Annotated in this window: 12 protein-coding genes; 7 read left to right on the top strand and 5 right to left on the bottom strand. The window is 50.0% G+C overall.

Annotation, left to right across the window (positions count from 1 at the left end):
• Positions 1-2: 2 nt before the first annotated feature.
• Together dnaE and MMIC_RS02675 are read right to left on the bottom strand one after the other, a co-directional pair.
• Positions 3-3,494, bottom strand: a complete 3,492-nt coding sequence (dnaE, locus tag MMIC_RS02680) for a DNA polymerase III subunit alpha (RefSeq protein WP_072658790.1) — start codon at positions 3,492-3,494, stop codon at positions 3-5.
• Between the two features lie 168 nt (positions 3,495-3,662).
• Entirely contained in the window at positions 3,663-5,366 is a 1,704-nt protein-coding gene (locus tag MMIC_RS02675) for a carbon starvation CstA family protein (protein WP_072658788.1), read from the bottom strand.
• Between the two features lie 364 nt (positions 5,367-5,730).
• Here MMIC_RS02675 and MMIC_RS02670 point away from each other — a divergent pair, with 364 nt between their 5' ends.
• Positions 5,731-6,564 (top strand): peptidylprolyl isomerase, encoded by an 834-nt coding sequence (locus tag MMIC_RS02670; RefSeq protein ID WP_072658786.1) that lies wholly within the window; start codon positions 5,731-5,733, stop codon positions 6,562-6,564.
• A gap of 264 nt (positions 6,565-6,828) precedes the next feature.
• Here MMIC_RS02670 and hemH read toward each other — a convergent pair whose 3' ends face one another.
• From hemH to nadB, 3 genes are read right to left on the bottom strand one after another with little or no spacing between them, the layout of a single operon-like run.
• Positions 6,829-7,839 (bottom strand): ferrochelatase, encoded by a 1,011-nt coding sequence (gene hemH / locus MMIC_RS02665; protein ID WP_072658785.1) that lies wholly within the window; start codon positions 7,837-7,839, stop codon positions 6,829-6,831.
• A gap of 20 nt (positions 7,840-7,859) precedes the next feature.
• Positions 7,860-8,141: an acylphosphatase gene (gene yccX / locus MMIC_RS02660; protein WP_072658783.1), complete on the bottom strand. Its 282-nt coding sequence runs from the start codon at positions 8,139-8,141 to the stop codon at positions 7,860-7,862.
• Positions 8,138-9,721, bottom strand: coding sequence for an L-aspartate oxidase (gene nadB, locus MMIC_RS02655; protein ID WP_072658782.1), 1,584 nt, complete (start codon positions 9,719-9,721; stop codon positions 8,138-8,140). The genes yccX and nadB overlap by 4 nt, the downstream gene beginning before the upstream one ends.
• Before the next feature lie 86 nt (positions 9,722-9,807).
• Between nadB and MMIC_RS02650 the strand changes: the two genes are divergently transcribed.
• The 6 genes from MMIC_RS02650 (at position 9,808) to MMIC_RS02625 (ending at position 15,467) form a co-directional block, all read left to right on the top strand.
• On the top strand, positions 9,808-10,323 hold the full coding sequence (locus MMIC_RS02650) for a SoxR reducing system RseC family protein (protein ID WP_227819319.1): 516 nt from the start codon (positions 9,808-9,810) through the stop codon (positions 10,321-10,323).
• An 89-nt stretch (positions 10,324-10,412) separates the two neighbouring features.
• Positions 10,413-11,828 (top strand): DegQ family serine endoprotease, encoded by a 1,416-nt coding sequence (locus MMIC_RS02645; protein ID WP_227819318.1) that lies wholly within the window; start codon positions 10,413-10,415, stop codon positions 11,826-11,828.
• A gap of 31 nt (positions 11,829-11,859) precedes the next feature.
• Positions 11,860-12,105, top strand: a complete 246-nt coding sequence (locus MMIC_RS02640) for a glutaredoxin family protein (protein ID WP_265331360.1) — start codon at positions 11,860-11,862, stop codon at positions 12,103-12,105.
• Entirely contained in the window at positions 12,102-12,665 is a 564-nt protein-coding gene (locus tag MMIC_RS02635; protein WP_227819317.1) for a TlpA family protein disulfide reductase, read from the top strand. Before MMIC_RS02640 ends, MMIC_RS02635 begins: the two co-directional genes overlap by 4 nt.
• Positions 12,637-14,739, top strand: a complete 2,103-nt coding sequence (ligA, locus tag MMIC_RS02630; protein ID WP_227819316.1) for an NAD-dependent DNA ligase LigA — start codon at positions 12,637-12,639, stop codon at positions 14,737-14,739. The genes MMIC_RS02635 and ligA overlap by 29 nt, the downstream gene beginning before the upstream one ends.
• Positions 14,736-15,467 carry a hypothetical protein gene (locus tag MMIC_RS02625; protein ID WP_072658778.1) on the top strand — a complete coding sequence of 244 codons (732 nt, stop codon included), beginning with the start codon at positions 14,736-14,738 and terminating at the stop codon, positions 15,465-15,467. The genes ligA and MMIC_RS02625 overlap by 4 nt, the downstream gene beginning before the upstream one ends.

Below are 15,467 nucleotides of genomic sequence, written 5' to 3'. Positions count from 1 at the left end.
GTTTATCCACGACGTGCCTGCTGTTTGCGCGGTGGTTGCCATGGTTTGCAGCGCAGGCGTACAGCATCCGGTCCAAATCTGGCATCCAGTTGTGCCTTGGTAGCATCATTCCAGCTGATGCATGGGCCGGTGATCAATTTCGCAAGACTAGCGTCTGGAAGGCGTACATGGAATGAGAGCCTTGCGTCGCCCCCGCTGGCCATGGATTTTAACCTTGCCAGTGTCATTTCATCCCAGGCAATGCTGGCAGCAGTAATCTGAATTTCATGCACCAGTTCGGGTAGTATTCCATCCAGTGATGCGATTGCCTCAGCTATCAATACCGGGTCATCTTTTGACTTGTCCACTCTGGCGGCGACCAGGATGGGTGCATCGCCGTGCAGCAGTTCAGAGACCTCGGCGTACAGCTTGGCAAAGCAGATCATTTCAGACTGTCCATGCAGGTCTTCCACTTGCACAAACGCCATAGTTCCACTGCGCCCGTTATACGGTCGGATGCTCGAAACACCGACCGGAATGACGATCTGACTGTCCTGCTCACGATCAGCCAGTTCGGTCAGGTTGCAGTCGCCAAGGCCACTGGTGCGGTTCAGGAATGCTTCCAGAGGGTGGCCTGTCAGATAAAAGCCCAGGACCTCTTTTTCAGCCTGCAGAATTTCACCCGGATTCCACGGCGCAACATCAGGGAAACCACCTTCACCGGCTTCAGGTTCGGCGACTTCAAACAGGGCTGACTGGTTGGAAGCATACTCCTTGCGCTTACGGCCAAGCATTTCCACCACTTCGGTGAGGCCTTCAAGGGCAGCTCGCTGATGAGGAACCAGGCCTTCGAGGGCAGCTGCTTTGATCAGTGCTTCCAGAACACGTTTGTTCAGGGTGCGCCCCTGAGATCGCATAATCAGCGCTTCAAAGTTATCAAAGGCGCCATTTTCGCGACGTTCGTTCACCATCTCCTTGATGGCTGCTTCACCGACACCTTTGATGGCGCCAAGACCGTAGCGGATGCCATCCTTTTCCGGTTTGAATTCCCAGTCCGATTCGTTGACATGCGGTGGCAACATCTCGATATCCATATTGCGGCAGTCAGTCACCAGAGCGGCAACCTTATCGGTATTACCCATATCACAGGTCAGTGTGGCGGCCATGAATGCCTGCGGGTAATGTGTTTTCAGATAAGCGGTCTGGTAGGATATCAGCGCATAGGCAGCCGAGTGTGATTTGTTGAATCCGTAACCGGCGAATTTCTCCATCAGATCGAAAATCTGTTCAGCCTTGTCATGGTTGACCTTCTGTGTTTCTGCACCTTCCATGAAAATCTTACGCTGCTTGGCCATCTCTTCGGGTTTCTTTTTACCCATTGCACGACGCAGCATATCGGCCTGACCGAGCGTGTAACCGGCCAGTACCTGGGCGATCTGCATCACCTGCTCCTGATACAGGATCACCCCATTGGTCTCCTGCAGAATCGGTTTGAGCTGGGGCAGCAGATAAACAATCTCCTGACGGCCATGTTTACACTCGATGTAGGTGTCCACCATGCCCGATTCCAGCGGCCCCGGACGATACAGCGCAACGAGTGCGATAATATCTTCAAAGCAGTCAGGTCTCAGACGCGTGAGCAGATCACGCATGCCGGATGATTCCACCTGGAATACCGCGCCGGTCTGGCCGCGCTGCATCAGCTTGAATGTGGCTTCGTCATCCATCGGGATGGTGTCGATATTGAGAGCCTGAGCTTCAGGGCTGCTGTCGTATTTCTTGATCAGCTGGCAGGCAATATGAATCACGGTCAGTGTTTTCAGACCGAGGAAGTCGAACTTGATCAGGCCCATCTTCTCGCTGTTGCCCATATCCCACTGAACAACTTTTCCCTCTTCGCCAGCCACTTTGAACAGTGGTGCTGATTCATCCAGATCCTGACGTCCGATAATCACACCGGCGGCATGTTTACCTGCATTACGGTGGCAACCTTCGAGACGATCGGCCAGTTCAAACAGGCGGGCGACCTCGGGGTCATCATCAATCATTTTGGCCAGTTTCGGCTCTTCTACCAGCGCTTTTTGCAGCGTCATTTTCAGATCGTTGGGGATCAGTTTGGCAATCAGATTGACCTTGGAGAGTTCCATACCCAGTACGCGACCGACATCGCGGACCACGGCTTTGGCCTTCATCTTGCCGAAGGTAATAATCTGGGCAACTTTCTCTTCACCGTATTTCTCGGTGACATAGCGAATTACCTCTTCACGGCGGCTCATGCAGAAATCGATATCGAAATCGGGCATCGATACACGTTCAGGGTTCAGGAATCGTTCGAACAGTAAGCCGTATTTGATCGGATCGAGATCGGTGATCTTCTGGCAGTAGGCCACCAGAGAACCTGCACCGGAACCACGGCCGGGGCCGACAGGGATATCATGATTTTTAGCCCACAGGATGAACTCTGATACGATGAGGAAGTAACCGGGGAAACCCATGCCTTCAATAATATCGAGTTCAAATTCAAGCCGTTTATCATACTCCTCACGATTTGCATCGGGGCAGCCAGCCAGAATCGCCGGCCAGCGCAGGTCGAGGCCTTCGCGTGCCTGTGAACGCATGTAGGCATTGAGTTCCATATCATCCGGCGGCACAAAATCCGGCAACTGATAGTTTCCAAAGCGGAGGTCCACATTACAACGATTGGCAATGTGTATGGTGTTTTCCAGTGCTTCGGGGATATCGGAGAACAGCTCTTCCATCTCCTCATACGACTTGAGATAATATTCCGGTGTAAAATGACCTGATACTTCATCATTGAGAGTACGGTTCTGCTGCAGAGCCAATAAAGCTTCAAATGAGTTGAAGTCGTCACGATCGAGAAAGTGCGCGTTATTACTGGCTACCAATGGAATATCCAACTCATGTGCCAGCTCAATGACCTGACGGTTTAACTCTTCCTGACCATTAGAGCCGTGGCGCTGCAGCTCTAGAAAAAAGCAGTGTTCGTGGAACATGTTTTTATAGGCAAGTGCTGCAGCTTTGGCACCTTGTCTATCGCCTTTTTGTAGCAGTTGTTCCACTTCACCATTCAGGCCGGAAGAGAGTGCAATGATACCGTCGGCATGTTCAGCCAGATATGGTTTGCCGACACGCGGTTTGTAGTAAAAGCCCTCCATGTAGGAGACGGATATGAGTTTCAACAGATTTCGCCAGCCGTGATTATTGCGGGCCAGCAGTACCAGTTGCGGAAAATTTGGTCCGCGCGGTCCTTCGGAGATTCGCACGTTATGATCGTCGCAGAGGTAAACTTCACAGCCCAGAATAGGTTTAATACCCATTTGCATGGCTTTGGAATAGAACTCGATGGCACCAAAGAGGTTACCGTAATCGGTCAGTGCGATGGCCGGCTGCTTAAGCTCTGCCGCCCTTTTCAGCATATCACCCACCCTGAGGGTAGATCCTAACAGGGAGAAATCCGAGTGGTTATGCAGGTGGGCAAATGGAGCAAAGCGCATCCCGCGAGCATAGCGGCCGAGTCCGATTATTGCACCTGTCGATCAACACAATCAGGTCAACAAAAGATACAAAGTGAACGAATTCACTGCAGTTACTTCTGGGGGGCTCTGATTATTCGTTCGAGCTTTGTTTGGGGAGCCATGCAGGACTCGAACGAATGGTCGCAGTTAGCCGGAGGTTTGGTCTCCGCCCCGCTCCAGTTTTACTTTTTTGACTACCAGCATCGCTTCGACCAGTACCCAGCTGGCGAGCAGGAAGATGGCTGAGCCCACTGAGGCGACGATCCACTGCTCTTTTGCGATGGCGCCGAAAATGCCCATGACCATGCCGGCGATGGTGGCGCCGAGAACGAGTAGCATCGGCAGCAGGGTGTAGAGGATCGGTTTTTTCTTGCGATACAGATAGATCGTGACGGTCAGCAAGGTCAGTGCTGCGAGAATCTGGTTGGTGGTGCCGAACAGGGTCCAGAGGAACAGGCCTGCCGGTTTACCGTCGACCTTGAAGAAGGCGAAGAAACCGATGGCTGCAACAGCAAGGAAGGTGGCGATATAACGGTTGCCGAGCGCTTTTACACCAATCGTCTGACCGATCTCTTCCAGATTGAAGCGCAACAGGCGTGCGCCGGTATCAACCGAGGTCATGGCAAAGCCCACGACAACAACAGAGATGAACGCCGCAGCGTAATCGAGTGGTACGCCGAGTTGATGGATGAAGTTGGCATTGCCCTGAATGAATACGCCGAGTTTCTGGTGCAGACCCGCAGCTTTGTCCCATGAGCCGTAAAATGATTCCCATTCGGCACGTGATGAAAATGCACCTGCTGTTGTGGCAAGCACTGCCAGCAGAGCTAGCAGTGATTCACCGATCATGCCGACATAACCGACAAAGGGCGCATCGGATTCTTTGTTCAGCTGTTTCGAAGTCGTGCCTGAAGCAACCAGCCCATGGAAGCCGGAGACTGCACCGCAGGCAATGACGATGAACAGGAACGGCATCAACGGCGGTGCTCCAACAGGGTTCGGATTGATCGCAGGTGCGACCCAGTCAGGTGAGAGCACGAAGAAACCAGCCATCATGGCAAACAGTGCCAGATAAAGTAGTAGTGAATTCAGGAAGTCACGCGGCTGCAGTAGCAACCAGACAGGTAGTATGCTGGCGACAAAGGCATAGATGAGCAGTGTCCAGGTCCAGTCGCCAGCGGTGAATCCGGTGACAGGCATTTCCAGGCCGAGATATGTTGTGGTCAGCATCAGTACGAAGCCGAGCCCGATCATGGGCCATAACGGCATGTTCTTTTTATAAACCATAAATCCGATAACCATGGCAATGAGCATCAGTGAGTAGGTAGGGAATACTGCTTCCGGATGTGAAGTCGAAGGGATGTTGGCTGCATCGGGTGCAGCAAAGAGGCCCGAAATCACCAGTACAAATACACCCATGGCCAGAGCTACGAGGAAAAATATCACCAGCAGAAAGAGCAGGCGTGTACGTGGACTGATCACATCGCGGGCAATGGTTCCGACACTCTGCCCTTTATGACGAATGGAGAGCACGAGGGCTGAGAAATCATGAACGGCGCCGACCAGAAGCGTGCCGAATACCACCCAGCACAGTGCCGGTACCCAGCCCCAGATGACGGCAATCGCAGGCCCCAGCATGGGGGCAAGACCGGCAATGGAGGCATAGTGATGGCCGAAGAGGATATATTTATTGGCAGGCACATAATCGACATCATCGCGTAGCGCATGAGCAGGGGTTTCGTTGACATCATCCAGTTCAAAGACTTTCCTGGCGAGAATACGCTTGGCATAAAAGCGGAAAAAAATTAAATAGAGGCAGAGTACGGTGACTGCCATAACTACAGGTGACATCTGTTATTCTCCCACATAGAAATAACGCACGATCAAGGCTTGGTTGTGCAGAGGGGCGACGCTACCCTAGTGTCCTATCCCATAGAAGAGCGCACTATCAGCGAATGCTGGCGGGATGTGCGGCAAGGCGCACGATGAGTAGGACTGGCCGAAGCCAATTCAAACGAGTGCAACACAGCCGAACGCCCGCCAGTATTCGCCCGAAGGGAGCCACCCCAAAGCACCAATGCGGTGTTACGTCCCTTGCCAAGGGCATGCCATTGCCTGCGGGTCGCGCCTTGCTTTGGTGTTTTGGGATGACTCTGATAGCGTGTTCTTCTACGGGACAGGGCACTGCTATCCACGATGGACAAGAGGTGAATGAATGAGATTTCTGCTGCTTATATTTCTGGGCCTACTGGCTGCCTGCCAGCAGCAGGATGAATCCCTGCAGCAGGATGCAAACCTCAGCCCGGTAGTAGCCAGGGTTGGCGGTGTTGCTATTCATGAGTCGGATATTGATGTCGAAATGGCCAATATGCCGGATACCATGTACCAGTATCGTGATGATCCTAAAGCACGAGGTCATATATTGCGTTCGCTTGTTCACAGGCAGGCCATCAGTCAAAAGGCCAGACAATTGGGGCTGGATCTGGACCCTGCCATTCAGCAACGTATCGAATCGGTGCGTCGTCAAATCCTGATTGATGCGGCCAAAGAGTGGCAACTGGTGAATATGAAGAAAATCCAGGATGCTGAGATTCAGGTTTATTATAAAAAGCATCTGGATGAATTTACTGTGCCAGAACAGGTGCATGCGCGTCATATTCTTGTGCGAACAGAAAAACAGGCTTGGGATCTGTTAAAGAAACTACGCAAAAACAGAGCATCCTTTACTGCGCTGGCGGCGAGTCAGTCGCTGGATGACAGCAATAAATCTCGGGGTGGGGATCTGAACTGGTTTCCACGTGGTGTGATGGTGAAAGCTTTTGATGATGCGGTATTCGAATTGAAAAAACATGGTTTGAGCAGGCCAGTCAGGACCAAGTTCGGCTGGCACGTGATAGAGCTACTGGGTAAACGTGAGGCGGCTCTGAAATCGCTTGATGAGGTACGTGTTGAAATTATCAGCGTATTGCAACATCAGCGCCTGCAGCAGTGGTACGGAGAAGTGGAAGCGGCTGCAAACATCACGATTGAAAAACCGGAGTACCGCTAAGCCGGGTGTAATCCCTTTCAAGGGGCAAGCTGATAGCTGGTAACGCAGATCAGCCGTATTAAAAGCATTTACCGCAAAGTTTTGCAAAGGAAGTCAAAGACCCGGCTGGCAAAAGTAGAGGTATGCATCGGATCGCTATAGTGGGGTCAACACAATAAAAACCTAACATACTAAAATGTAAGTGTTTGCTCTGCGAGACTTTGCGTACTCTGCGGTGAAAGATACCTATGTGCTGTAAACATAGGGTGCTGTGCGATGGTCTGGCTAAAGACGCTGTAAAACCACCTGTGCGAGGGCATCGATATGCGCATTACTATCATTCAGGGCTGGTATGTAGCGGTATCTTGTGCCACCGGCTTCAAGAAAATAGTCGCGGTTTTCAATGCCGATCTCTTCAATGGTTTCCAGACAATCTGCAGCGAAGCCGGGGCAGACTACATCCACCGTGGCCGGACCTGATTTACCCCACGCCTTCAGGGTTTCATCTGTATAAGGTTGAACCCAGGGGTCTTTGCCGAAACGTGACTGGAATGCCAGTTGTGCCTGCTCTTCATCCAGTCCCAGGTTTTCGCGTACCAGCCGGGCTGTTTTGCGGCAATGGCAGGGGTAGGGGTCACCTGCCTGGAAATAGGATTCGGGAATGCCGTGGAAGCTCATCAGTAGACGTTCAGCTTCCCCGTGCTCCTGCCAGTATTGTTTAATACTATCACTCAGAGCTGCGATATAGGCTGGATGATCATGATATGCATCGATCATACAAAGTTCAGGCACGCGCCGCCATGTTTTCAAGGCATCGCTCACGGCATCAAATGTTGAGCCGGTAGTGGTAGCTGAATATTGCGGATAGAGCGGCAGAACGATGATTTTGCGGCAGTTCTTCCGGCGCAAACTTTCAAGCCCTGTCTTAATGGATGGATTGCCATAGCGCATGGCAAGCTCAACATGCAGCTTATCACCGCACTTTTTCTGTAAAACCTGCTGCAGCTTGGCGCACTGTTTTTTGCCGATAGCCAGCAAAGGCGATCCTTCGTCACTCCAGACCTCTTTGTAGGCCGCTGCCGATTTGGCCGGACGTGTATTGAGAATGATGCCATTGAGAATCAGCCACCATTTCCAGCGTGGCTCTTCCACCACACGCGGATCCCAGAGAAACTCCTTCAGATAAGTACGCAATGCTTGCCTGGTCGGTGCATCAGGCGTGCCGAGGTTGGTCAGCAGAATGCCGACGCCGGCCTGCTGATCATGATCAAAGTTCTGTTGAGCGCTGAAATCCATTCAATCTCCAGGAGAAATAGTTAGGTAATATAACGAATGCGAAAATCATTGCAGTTATCGGGCAAATGACCAGCAGAAAATTCAATATGATCGACAACTGCGAAATCCGGCCCCTGCTTTAACCACTGTTGCATAGAGGCGATTTGAGTCGGGTTACCGCAGATGCAGGCTTCGACACTACCATCCGGACAATTGCGCACCCAGCCTGAGATGTTCAGGCGATTGGCCTGAGCCTGAGTATGATAACGGAAGCCAACGCCTTGTACCCGCCCCCGGATACAGGCGATCAGACAGTCTTTCATGGCTCATCCGGCCTTAATATGGTGTCACTGGCTAGTTTGTCAGTTTGCGAGTGGTCGGTGGAAAAGTGTAAACCGCGCGATTCTTTGCGCTGCTGGGCGCTCTGAATAATCAACTCGGATACCTGCGCCAGATTACGCAATTCAAGCAGGTCCTGACTGACCGGATGTTTCCAGTAATAAGAGGCAATCTCTTCCCGGATAACGCGCAGGCGACGGCGGGCCATACGCAGCCTGTCATCGGATCGTACAATGCCGACATAATGCGCCATCGTGGCGCGAATCTCATCCCAGTTTAATTTAATCTGGATGCGTTCTGTTTCCGGTACAATGCCGCTGTCATCCCATGACGGAATGGGCGGTGAATCCGGCACATGTTCCCTGAGGATATCCTTGGCGCAGTAGTCGGCCATGACCAGACACTCCAGCAACGAGTTGCTGGCCAGTCTGTTGGCACCATGCAGGCCCGTACAGGCAGTTTCACCAATGGCATGCAGCCCCTCAAGCTCGGTTTTCCCATGTACGTCGGTTTGAATGCCCCCGCAAACATAGTGCGCTGCAGGCACGATAGGGATGGGTTCATTCAGCATGTTTAAGCAGAGCTGTTGCAGGCGGGCATGGGTATTGGGGAAATGATCCAGGATCAGATCCTCACCCATGGGCCGGGCATCCAGATACATGCAGTCTGCGCCCTGTTTTTTCATTTCATGGTCAATGGCCCGGGCGACAATATCACGCGGAGCCAGTTCGCCGCGTTCATCATAATCAAACACAAAGCGCCTGCCCTGTTTGTCTACCAGATGCGCGCCTTCACCGCGCAGAGCTTCAGAAAGCAGCATATTGGAACCCTGACGGTGGAACAGGCAGGTCGGGTGAAACTGAATAAACTCAAGATTCATCACAGCACAGCCTGCACGCCAGGCCATGGCAATGCCGTCGCCGGTGGAGGCATGCGGATTGGAGGTGTAGAGATATACTTTGCCAGCCCCCCCTGTGGCCAGAATGGTATGGCCAGCTTCAATGGTGAGGACTTTTCCTTCAGGGGAAAGGACGTATGCGCCAAGGCAGCGGTTTGTATCTGTGCGACCAAGGCGACTGGATGTGACCAGGTCAATGGCGGTATGTTGCTCCAGTCGCATAATGTTCGGGTGTGGTTTTATGCGTGATAGAAGGGCGTTGCTGATGGCTTTGCCGGTGGCATCCTGAGCATGGGCAACGCGACGGTTGCTATGCCCTCCCTCCTGAGTCAGGTGCAGTTCACCATCCTTCCGATCAAACTGTGTGCCGATCTCAACAAGTTCATGAATGATGGCATTGCCCCGATTGACAATGGCCTCCACCACATCTTCATGGCACAAGCCGGCTCCGCATCTGATGGTGTCCAGCACATGTGATTCGGTGGAATCGGAATCGGAAAGCACACCTGCAATGCCACCCTGAGCATACCATGTGCTTGAGTCCTGAAAGCTACCCTTGTTCACCAGTATGACTTTACCGTGCTGTGCCAGTCTGTTGGCCGCAAGTAATCCTGCGGCACCACTGCCGATAATCAGATAGTCAGTTTTCAATCTGTATTGATCCATGTGTAGCGAACTCTAGCCGTATAATGTTGATTAGAAACCATTTGAAATACTCAGGGGATGGCGCGACGAGATCAGATTAGTGTAATATGCGCCATGCTTCTTCTGACGAAGCAGTGGATCGTGTGAAAGAATGCGAGTATCGGAGTGATATGGAACAGCAGGTTGAAGTCATCGCAGTGGAAGGAAATCAGGCGCTTGTGCGTGGACAAAGAGCATCCGCATGTGGTGGTTGTGCTGGAAAAACCTCCTGCTCAACCATGGGATCATGGATTGAGCGCGCCATTGAGTTGAAGGTGAATAACAGTGTTTCAGCTGCTGTGGGTGATCAGGTGTTGCTTGAAGTGCCTGATAGTCTGCTACTGAAAGTCTCATTTAAGCTGTATGCATTACCCATGCTGGCCTTTGTGTTTGTCGGGCTGGCTATGCGCTCGTTTGCCCTGCAGCAAGGCTTGCCACATGCTGAGCTGTTGGCCGCTGTTGCGGGTTTGGCAGCTGTGATTGTCACATTTGCCTGGCAGATGGTCTCGCCTTTAGGCAAGAAAACCAGTCTGGATATCAGAATGGTCAAGGTAATTCGGCAGGCTGAATCACTGGTCGGCTAACAACAATTTCGATTTTAACACATCATTTTCATCTTTTATTCATCTTGGTTGCTTAAAAAGCGGCCTGACTACATTTCAAGGAGTGCAGATTGAGTTATTTTAGAGTCATGGTTCCAATGTTTGTGGCAGCAGTGATGTGGGTTTCTTCCGCTCATGCGATGCCGGAGAGTTTTGCAGATCTGGCGGCTGAACAGGCTGATTCGGTAGTAAATATAAGCACCACCCAGCATGCGAAACAGAGAATGCAAGGCATGCCTCCGGGAATGCAGCTTCCGCAGGGTTCACCATTCAACGATTTCTTTAATGATTTTTTGCGCAACATGCCTCAACAGCAGCAGGAGAAACACTCTCTTGGTACCGGCTTCATTATTTCAGCTGATGGCTATGTGGTAACCAATAACCATGTGGTTGATGGTGCTGATGAAGTGATCGTGAAGATGCGTGACGGCACAGAACATGAAGCAAAAGTTATTGGCGCGGATTCAAAACTTGATGTGGCCTTGCTGAAGATCAAAGCCAAGGGTTTGAAAAAGGTGAAAATAGGCAACTCCGAAGCCTTGCGTGTAGGTGACTGGGCAGTTGCAATCGGTAATCCGTTCGGTCTGTCCCAGACAGTGACTGCAGGTATTGTATCGGCGAAGGGACGTGTGATCGGCTCAGGTCCGTACGATGATTTCATTCAGACCGATGCAGCGATTAATCCGGGTAACTCCGGTGGTCCACTATTCAATACCAGAGGCGAAGTGGTCGGTATCAACACGGCCATTTATTCGCGCAGCGGCGGTAATAATGGTATCGGTTTTGCGATTCCGATTAATCTGGCCAAGCCGATTCTTGATGAGTTGAAAGAGAAAGGACATGTGACACGCGCCCGTCTGGGAGTGCATATTGCTGATATCAACAAGGAGACAGCCAAAGCGCTGGGTCTGAAATCACGTGATGGTGCACTGGTGCCGCAGGTTGAAGCCGGATCGGCAGCTGACAAGGCTGGTATCCGCGCCGGTGATGTAATTGTTTCTATCGATGGTACACCGATTCGTAAGGCGCATGATCTGCCGATCAAAGTGGCGCGTCACGCACCTGGAGATAAGGTGAAGATCGGTATTATCCGTGATGGTAAAGCCAAAGTGATCACCGTGAAGGTTGAGGCGATGCCGGATGAGCAGACTGCTCAGAACGGCAACAGCAGCTCTGGTGTGAGCAAGGTGCGGCTTGGTATGGTGCTCGAAAATCTGACCTCGGATCTGGCGGCACGCCTGCAAACAAGGGTTAAAAAAGGTGTTGTGGTTTCACAGATCCAGCAGGGCCTGCCTGCATCACGTGCAGGTCTTCAGCGCGGTGATGTGATTTACCGTATCAATGGTAGCGATATTAAAAATATGGCGAGCTTCTCCAAAATGGCCGGCCAGTTTAAACCCGGTGATGTGCTGCGTGTGATGTTGGATCGTCGCGGTGATCAGGTCTTTGCCCTGATCAAGCTGCCGAAGTCGAAGGCTGATAGATAACTGCCTTATGACTATCCCTCATCTTCAGTTAATGAGCCGGCGCGTCTGCTGCCTTTGCGACGATGCCAAGGCGGTGCTTGCGACTCTGGCTGATGAGGGGCTGTGCACATGGGAAACGGTAGATGTGGACCGGGATAAAACACTGATGGTATCCTATGGTCTGGATGTGCCTGTGCTGGTGTTTGAGAACAGAGTATTGTTCAAACACCGGCTGGTAGAAGACGAGCTAAAAAAATCACTGACTGAACTTGGTCGGCAGGATGCTGTAGGGATATGATGAAATATCGCTGGTTACTGGTTTTGGGTATTGTGGCAGGCATGGGGGCCATCGTCTGGCTGGCGCTTCCGAAGGCAACAACAGCAGCGATGAAGCAGGGACCGCAACTGGCAGCCTTGCAGTTACCTGACCTGAAGGGCCAACTGCACGGTATTATACCGAAGGGTGAAGTTGTGTTGCTGAACTTCTGGGCAACATGGTGTCCGCCTTGTCGTAAGGAAATCCCGTCCATGGCCGAGCTTCACAATAGATATGCCGGGAAAGGCCTGAAAATAATTGCTGTATCGGTGGACAAACACCGTGATGATCTGATCACATTTGTTAACGAACACGATATGCCGTTCCAGGTGTTGCATGATGGTACGACCTATGTTTCACAGCAGTTCGGGGTATTCAGGTTTCCTGAAAGTTTCCTGATTGGTAAAGACGGCAAAATTCGCCATCATTTGATTGGCGCTGTTGACTGGGAGTCACAGCCTGTGTTGGATTCAGTCGAGCAGATGTTAAGTGAGCCATTCAGTGGGGTCGTCAGTGGAGAAAGTCAGCCAGATAATAGCTGAAACAGATCAGGACGCTTTAAAGCAGCGTATCAATGTACTTCGTACAGAACTGACAGAGCATAATTATCGTTATTATATTCTGGATGCTCCGATGATTACGGATGCTGAATATGATCGCCTGTTACGTGAACTGACCACCCTTGAGACAGAGCTGGCTGAGCCCGTTCCTGCCGATTCCCCCACGCAAACCGTGGGAGCGCCGCCTTCTTCTACTTTTCAATCCAGAAAGCATGGGGAGCAGCTACTGTCTCTAAAAGATGTTTTCGATAAAGATGCAGTTGAATCATTCGTACAACGCTGCAAGAAAGAAGTTATTGATGATGAACTACATTTTATTGTTGAGCCAAAAGTCGATGGGCTAGCAGTAAACCTGCGTTATGAGCAGGGAGTTTTGACGGTGGCAGCTACACGTGGAGATGGCACCACTGGTGAAGATGTCACTGACAACGTCCGAACCATTTCTGATATTCCTTGGCAGTTGAATACTGATGGTTTTCCTGTGCCTGATGTTCTGGAAGTACGCGGTGAAGTATATATGTCCAAACAGGCATTCGCTGAGTTAAATGAGAGGCAGGACACTGAAGGCCTTGTTCTCTTTGCTAATCCGCGCAATGCAGCAGCTGGATCATTACGCCAGCTAAATGCGAAAGTGACGGCTAAGCGCAGACTTTGTTTCTTTGCCTATGGTGCAGGTATAGGGGGCAGGGTATTGGCTTCAAGTCAGTCCAGTCTCCTTGAACGTTTAAACTCTTTTGGATTTGCTGTGCAAGAAACTGTGCTGGTCAATAGTGTGAATGCTTTACTTGATAGGTACCAAGTTCTTTTGGAAAAGAGATCCGTCATGCCATATGAAATAGATGGCGTGGTTTATAAGTTAGATGAATTTCTTTCACAAGATACTATTGGGGCTGATGCCCGATATCCTCGCTGGGCAGTAGCGCACAAATTTCCTGCTGAAGAAGTTGAAACTACTGTTAAAGAAATCATTTGGCAGGTTGGCCGCACTGGCAAGATAACGCCTGTGGCAGATATGGAACCTGTAAAGGTCGGTGGTGTAACTGTTTCAAGAGCCACGTTGCATAACCTTCAGGAGATGACCAGGAAAGACATTCGAGCTAATGATAAAGTAGTCATTCGTCGAGCAGGAGATGTGATCCCAGAAGTAGTTCGTCTGTATGAATTTGGCAATAACAGAGGGCTTCCCTCATCAGCACCTAAGAAATGCCCAGTTTGTAACGCTCATTCTGAAAGAAATGAATTAGAAGCTGATATATACTGTTCTGGTGGATTGTCTTGTTCTGCCCAGTTGAAACAAAGGCTAAAACATTTTGTTTCAAGAGGGTGTATGGATATTGATTCAATGGGTGCCAAATTGATAGAAATGTTGGTGGATGAACCGGGTGATTCAAAATTAAAGTTATACTCTATTGATCAAATATATCGAATTGATTTTGATGCCTTGGTGGGTCGAAAAGGTTTTGGTGAGAAGAAAATTAGTGCACTAAAGAAGGCGGTTGAAGCTAGTAAGGCAAGGCCTTTATCAAAATTTATTTTTGCACTTGGCATTCGGCAAGTCGGTGAAGTTACAGCTTTCTCTTTAGCTAAGCGCTTTGGTTGCATTGAGAGGGTTAGAGATGCCAGTCTTGAAGAGTTGCAATCAATTGAGGATGTTGGCCCAGAAGTAGCGAAAAGTATTAAGTCATTTTTTGAGGAAGACCATAACATCCGAGTTTTGGAATCATTTAGAACGAACGGTTTGTGGCCAAAAGAAATTGAGGCGACTTCAAATCTTGTCGATAACCCATTTAAAGGGAAAACTATTGTAGTGACTGGAACACTTGAGAAAATGAGTCGGTCTGATGCTAAAGAAAGATTGCGATCATTGGGGGCTAAGCCCGCTGGGTCAGTGTCAAAGAATACTGATTTGGTTATTGCTGGTCCGGGGGCTGGATCAAAATTGGATCAGGCCAATAAGTTGGGCGTGAAAGTGATAGATGAAACCGAGTTTCTTTCTCTTCTAGAGGAGGAGCAGATCTCTGAACCTGAAGAACCCAAGCAGGATGTTTTATTATGAAAGAGTATTATTCATCTTTTAGGTGGGCAGTTCCCGTTGCATTTTCTGATGCGGTGAATCTGTGCAGGTTTGAAGAAGGGGACGTTTTTTATGACAGTCCTTTGGCGTATGGCGATTGTTGGAAAGAAGCGGGGGATAAAATTGGCTTCTCTTTGCAAGTGAGGTATCCAGCGCGTTCAAGTACTGCGGTAAAGGGTGCAGGGGCAGTGTTCGAAAAAAACTGGTCTTCTGAAGTTAGGATTGACCTGTACGAAAATCTAACGCTGACGAAGTCGATCACAACGACTCAAGGGAAACTCTATACGGCACTTTGGAAAAATGATTTGAAAGTTTTAGAGTCAAAAGAAACTCTAGCGATGCCAATTAGATTAAAGCATATAATGAAGTTGCTTAAAAAAGCTCCTAAAGAACTTTCTAATTACTCTAAAAACCATCTTACATTTGTTTTGCCTAGAGATATGGCGAACCCTGTTTCAAAAGCGAAGTATCAAAAAATTAAAGCAGCTTTGGCGGAATGTCTTGAGGGTGATCCAATTATTCTATCGCCAAGCGAGGCTGGAATAATAAATTGTGCTGATATTGCACCAACGCTAGATGTTGCTCTTTTCAAGGTGAATCTAAACAGCGAAGAAAAATTGATTGATTTGATCAAATCAGCTGTATATGCCCCATCCAAGAATGCAAAGATAAGCATGTTTAGATTGGCTAGCCATGGGTTTGTTGTTTGA

The organism is Mariprofundus micogutta, from assembly GCF_001895085.1.
In the GTDB taxonomy this organism is placed as follows: domain Bacteria; phylum Pseudomonadota; class Zetaproteobacteria; order Mariprofundales; family Mariprofundaceae; genus Mariprofundus; species Mariprofundus micogutta.
The sequence above is the reverse complement of the archived record's forward strand: the minus strand, read 5'-3'. Positions and strand labels throughout refer to the sequence as shown.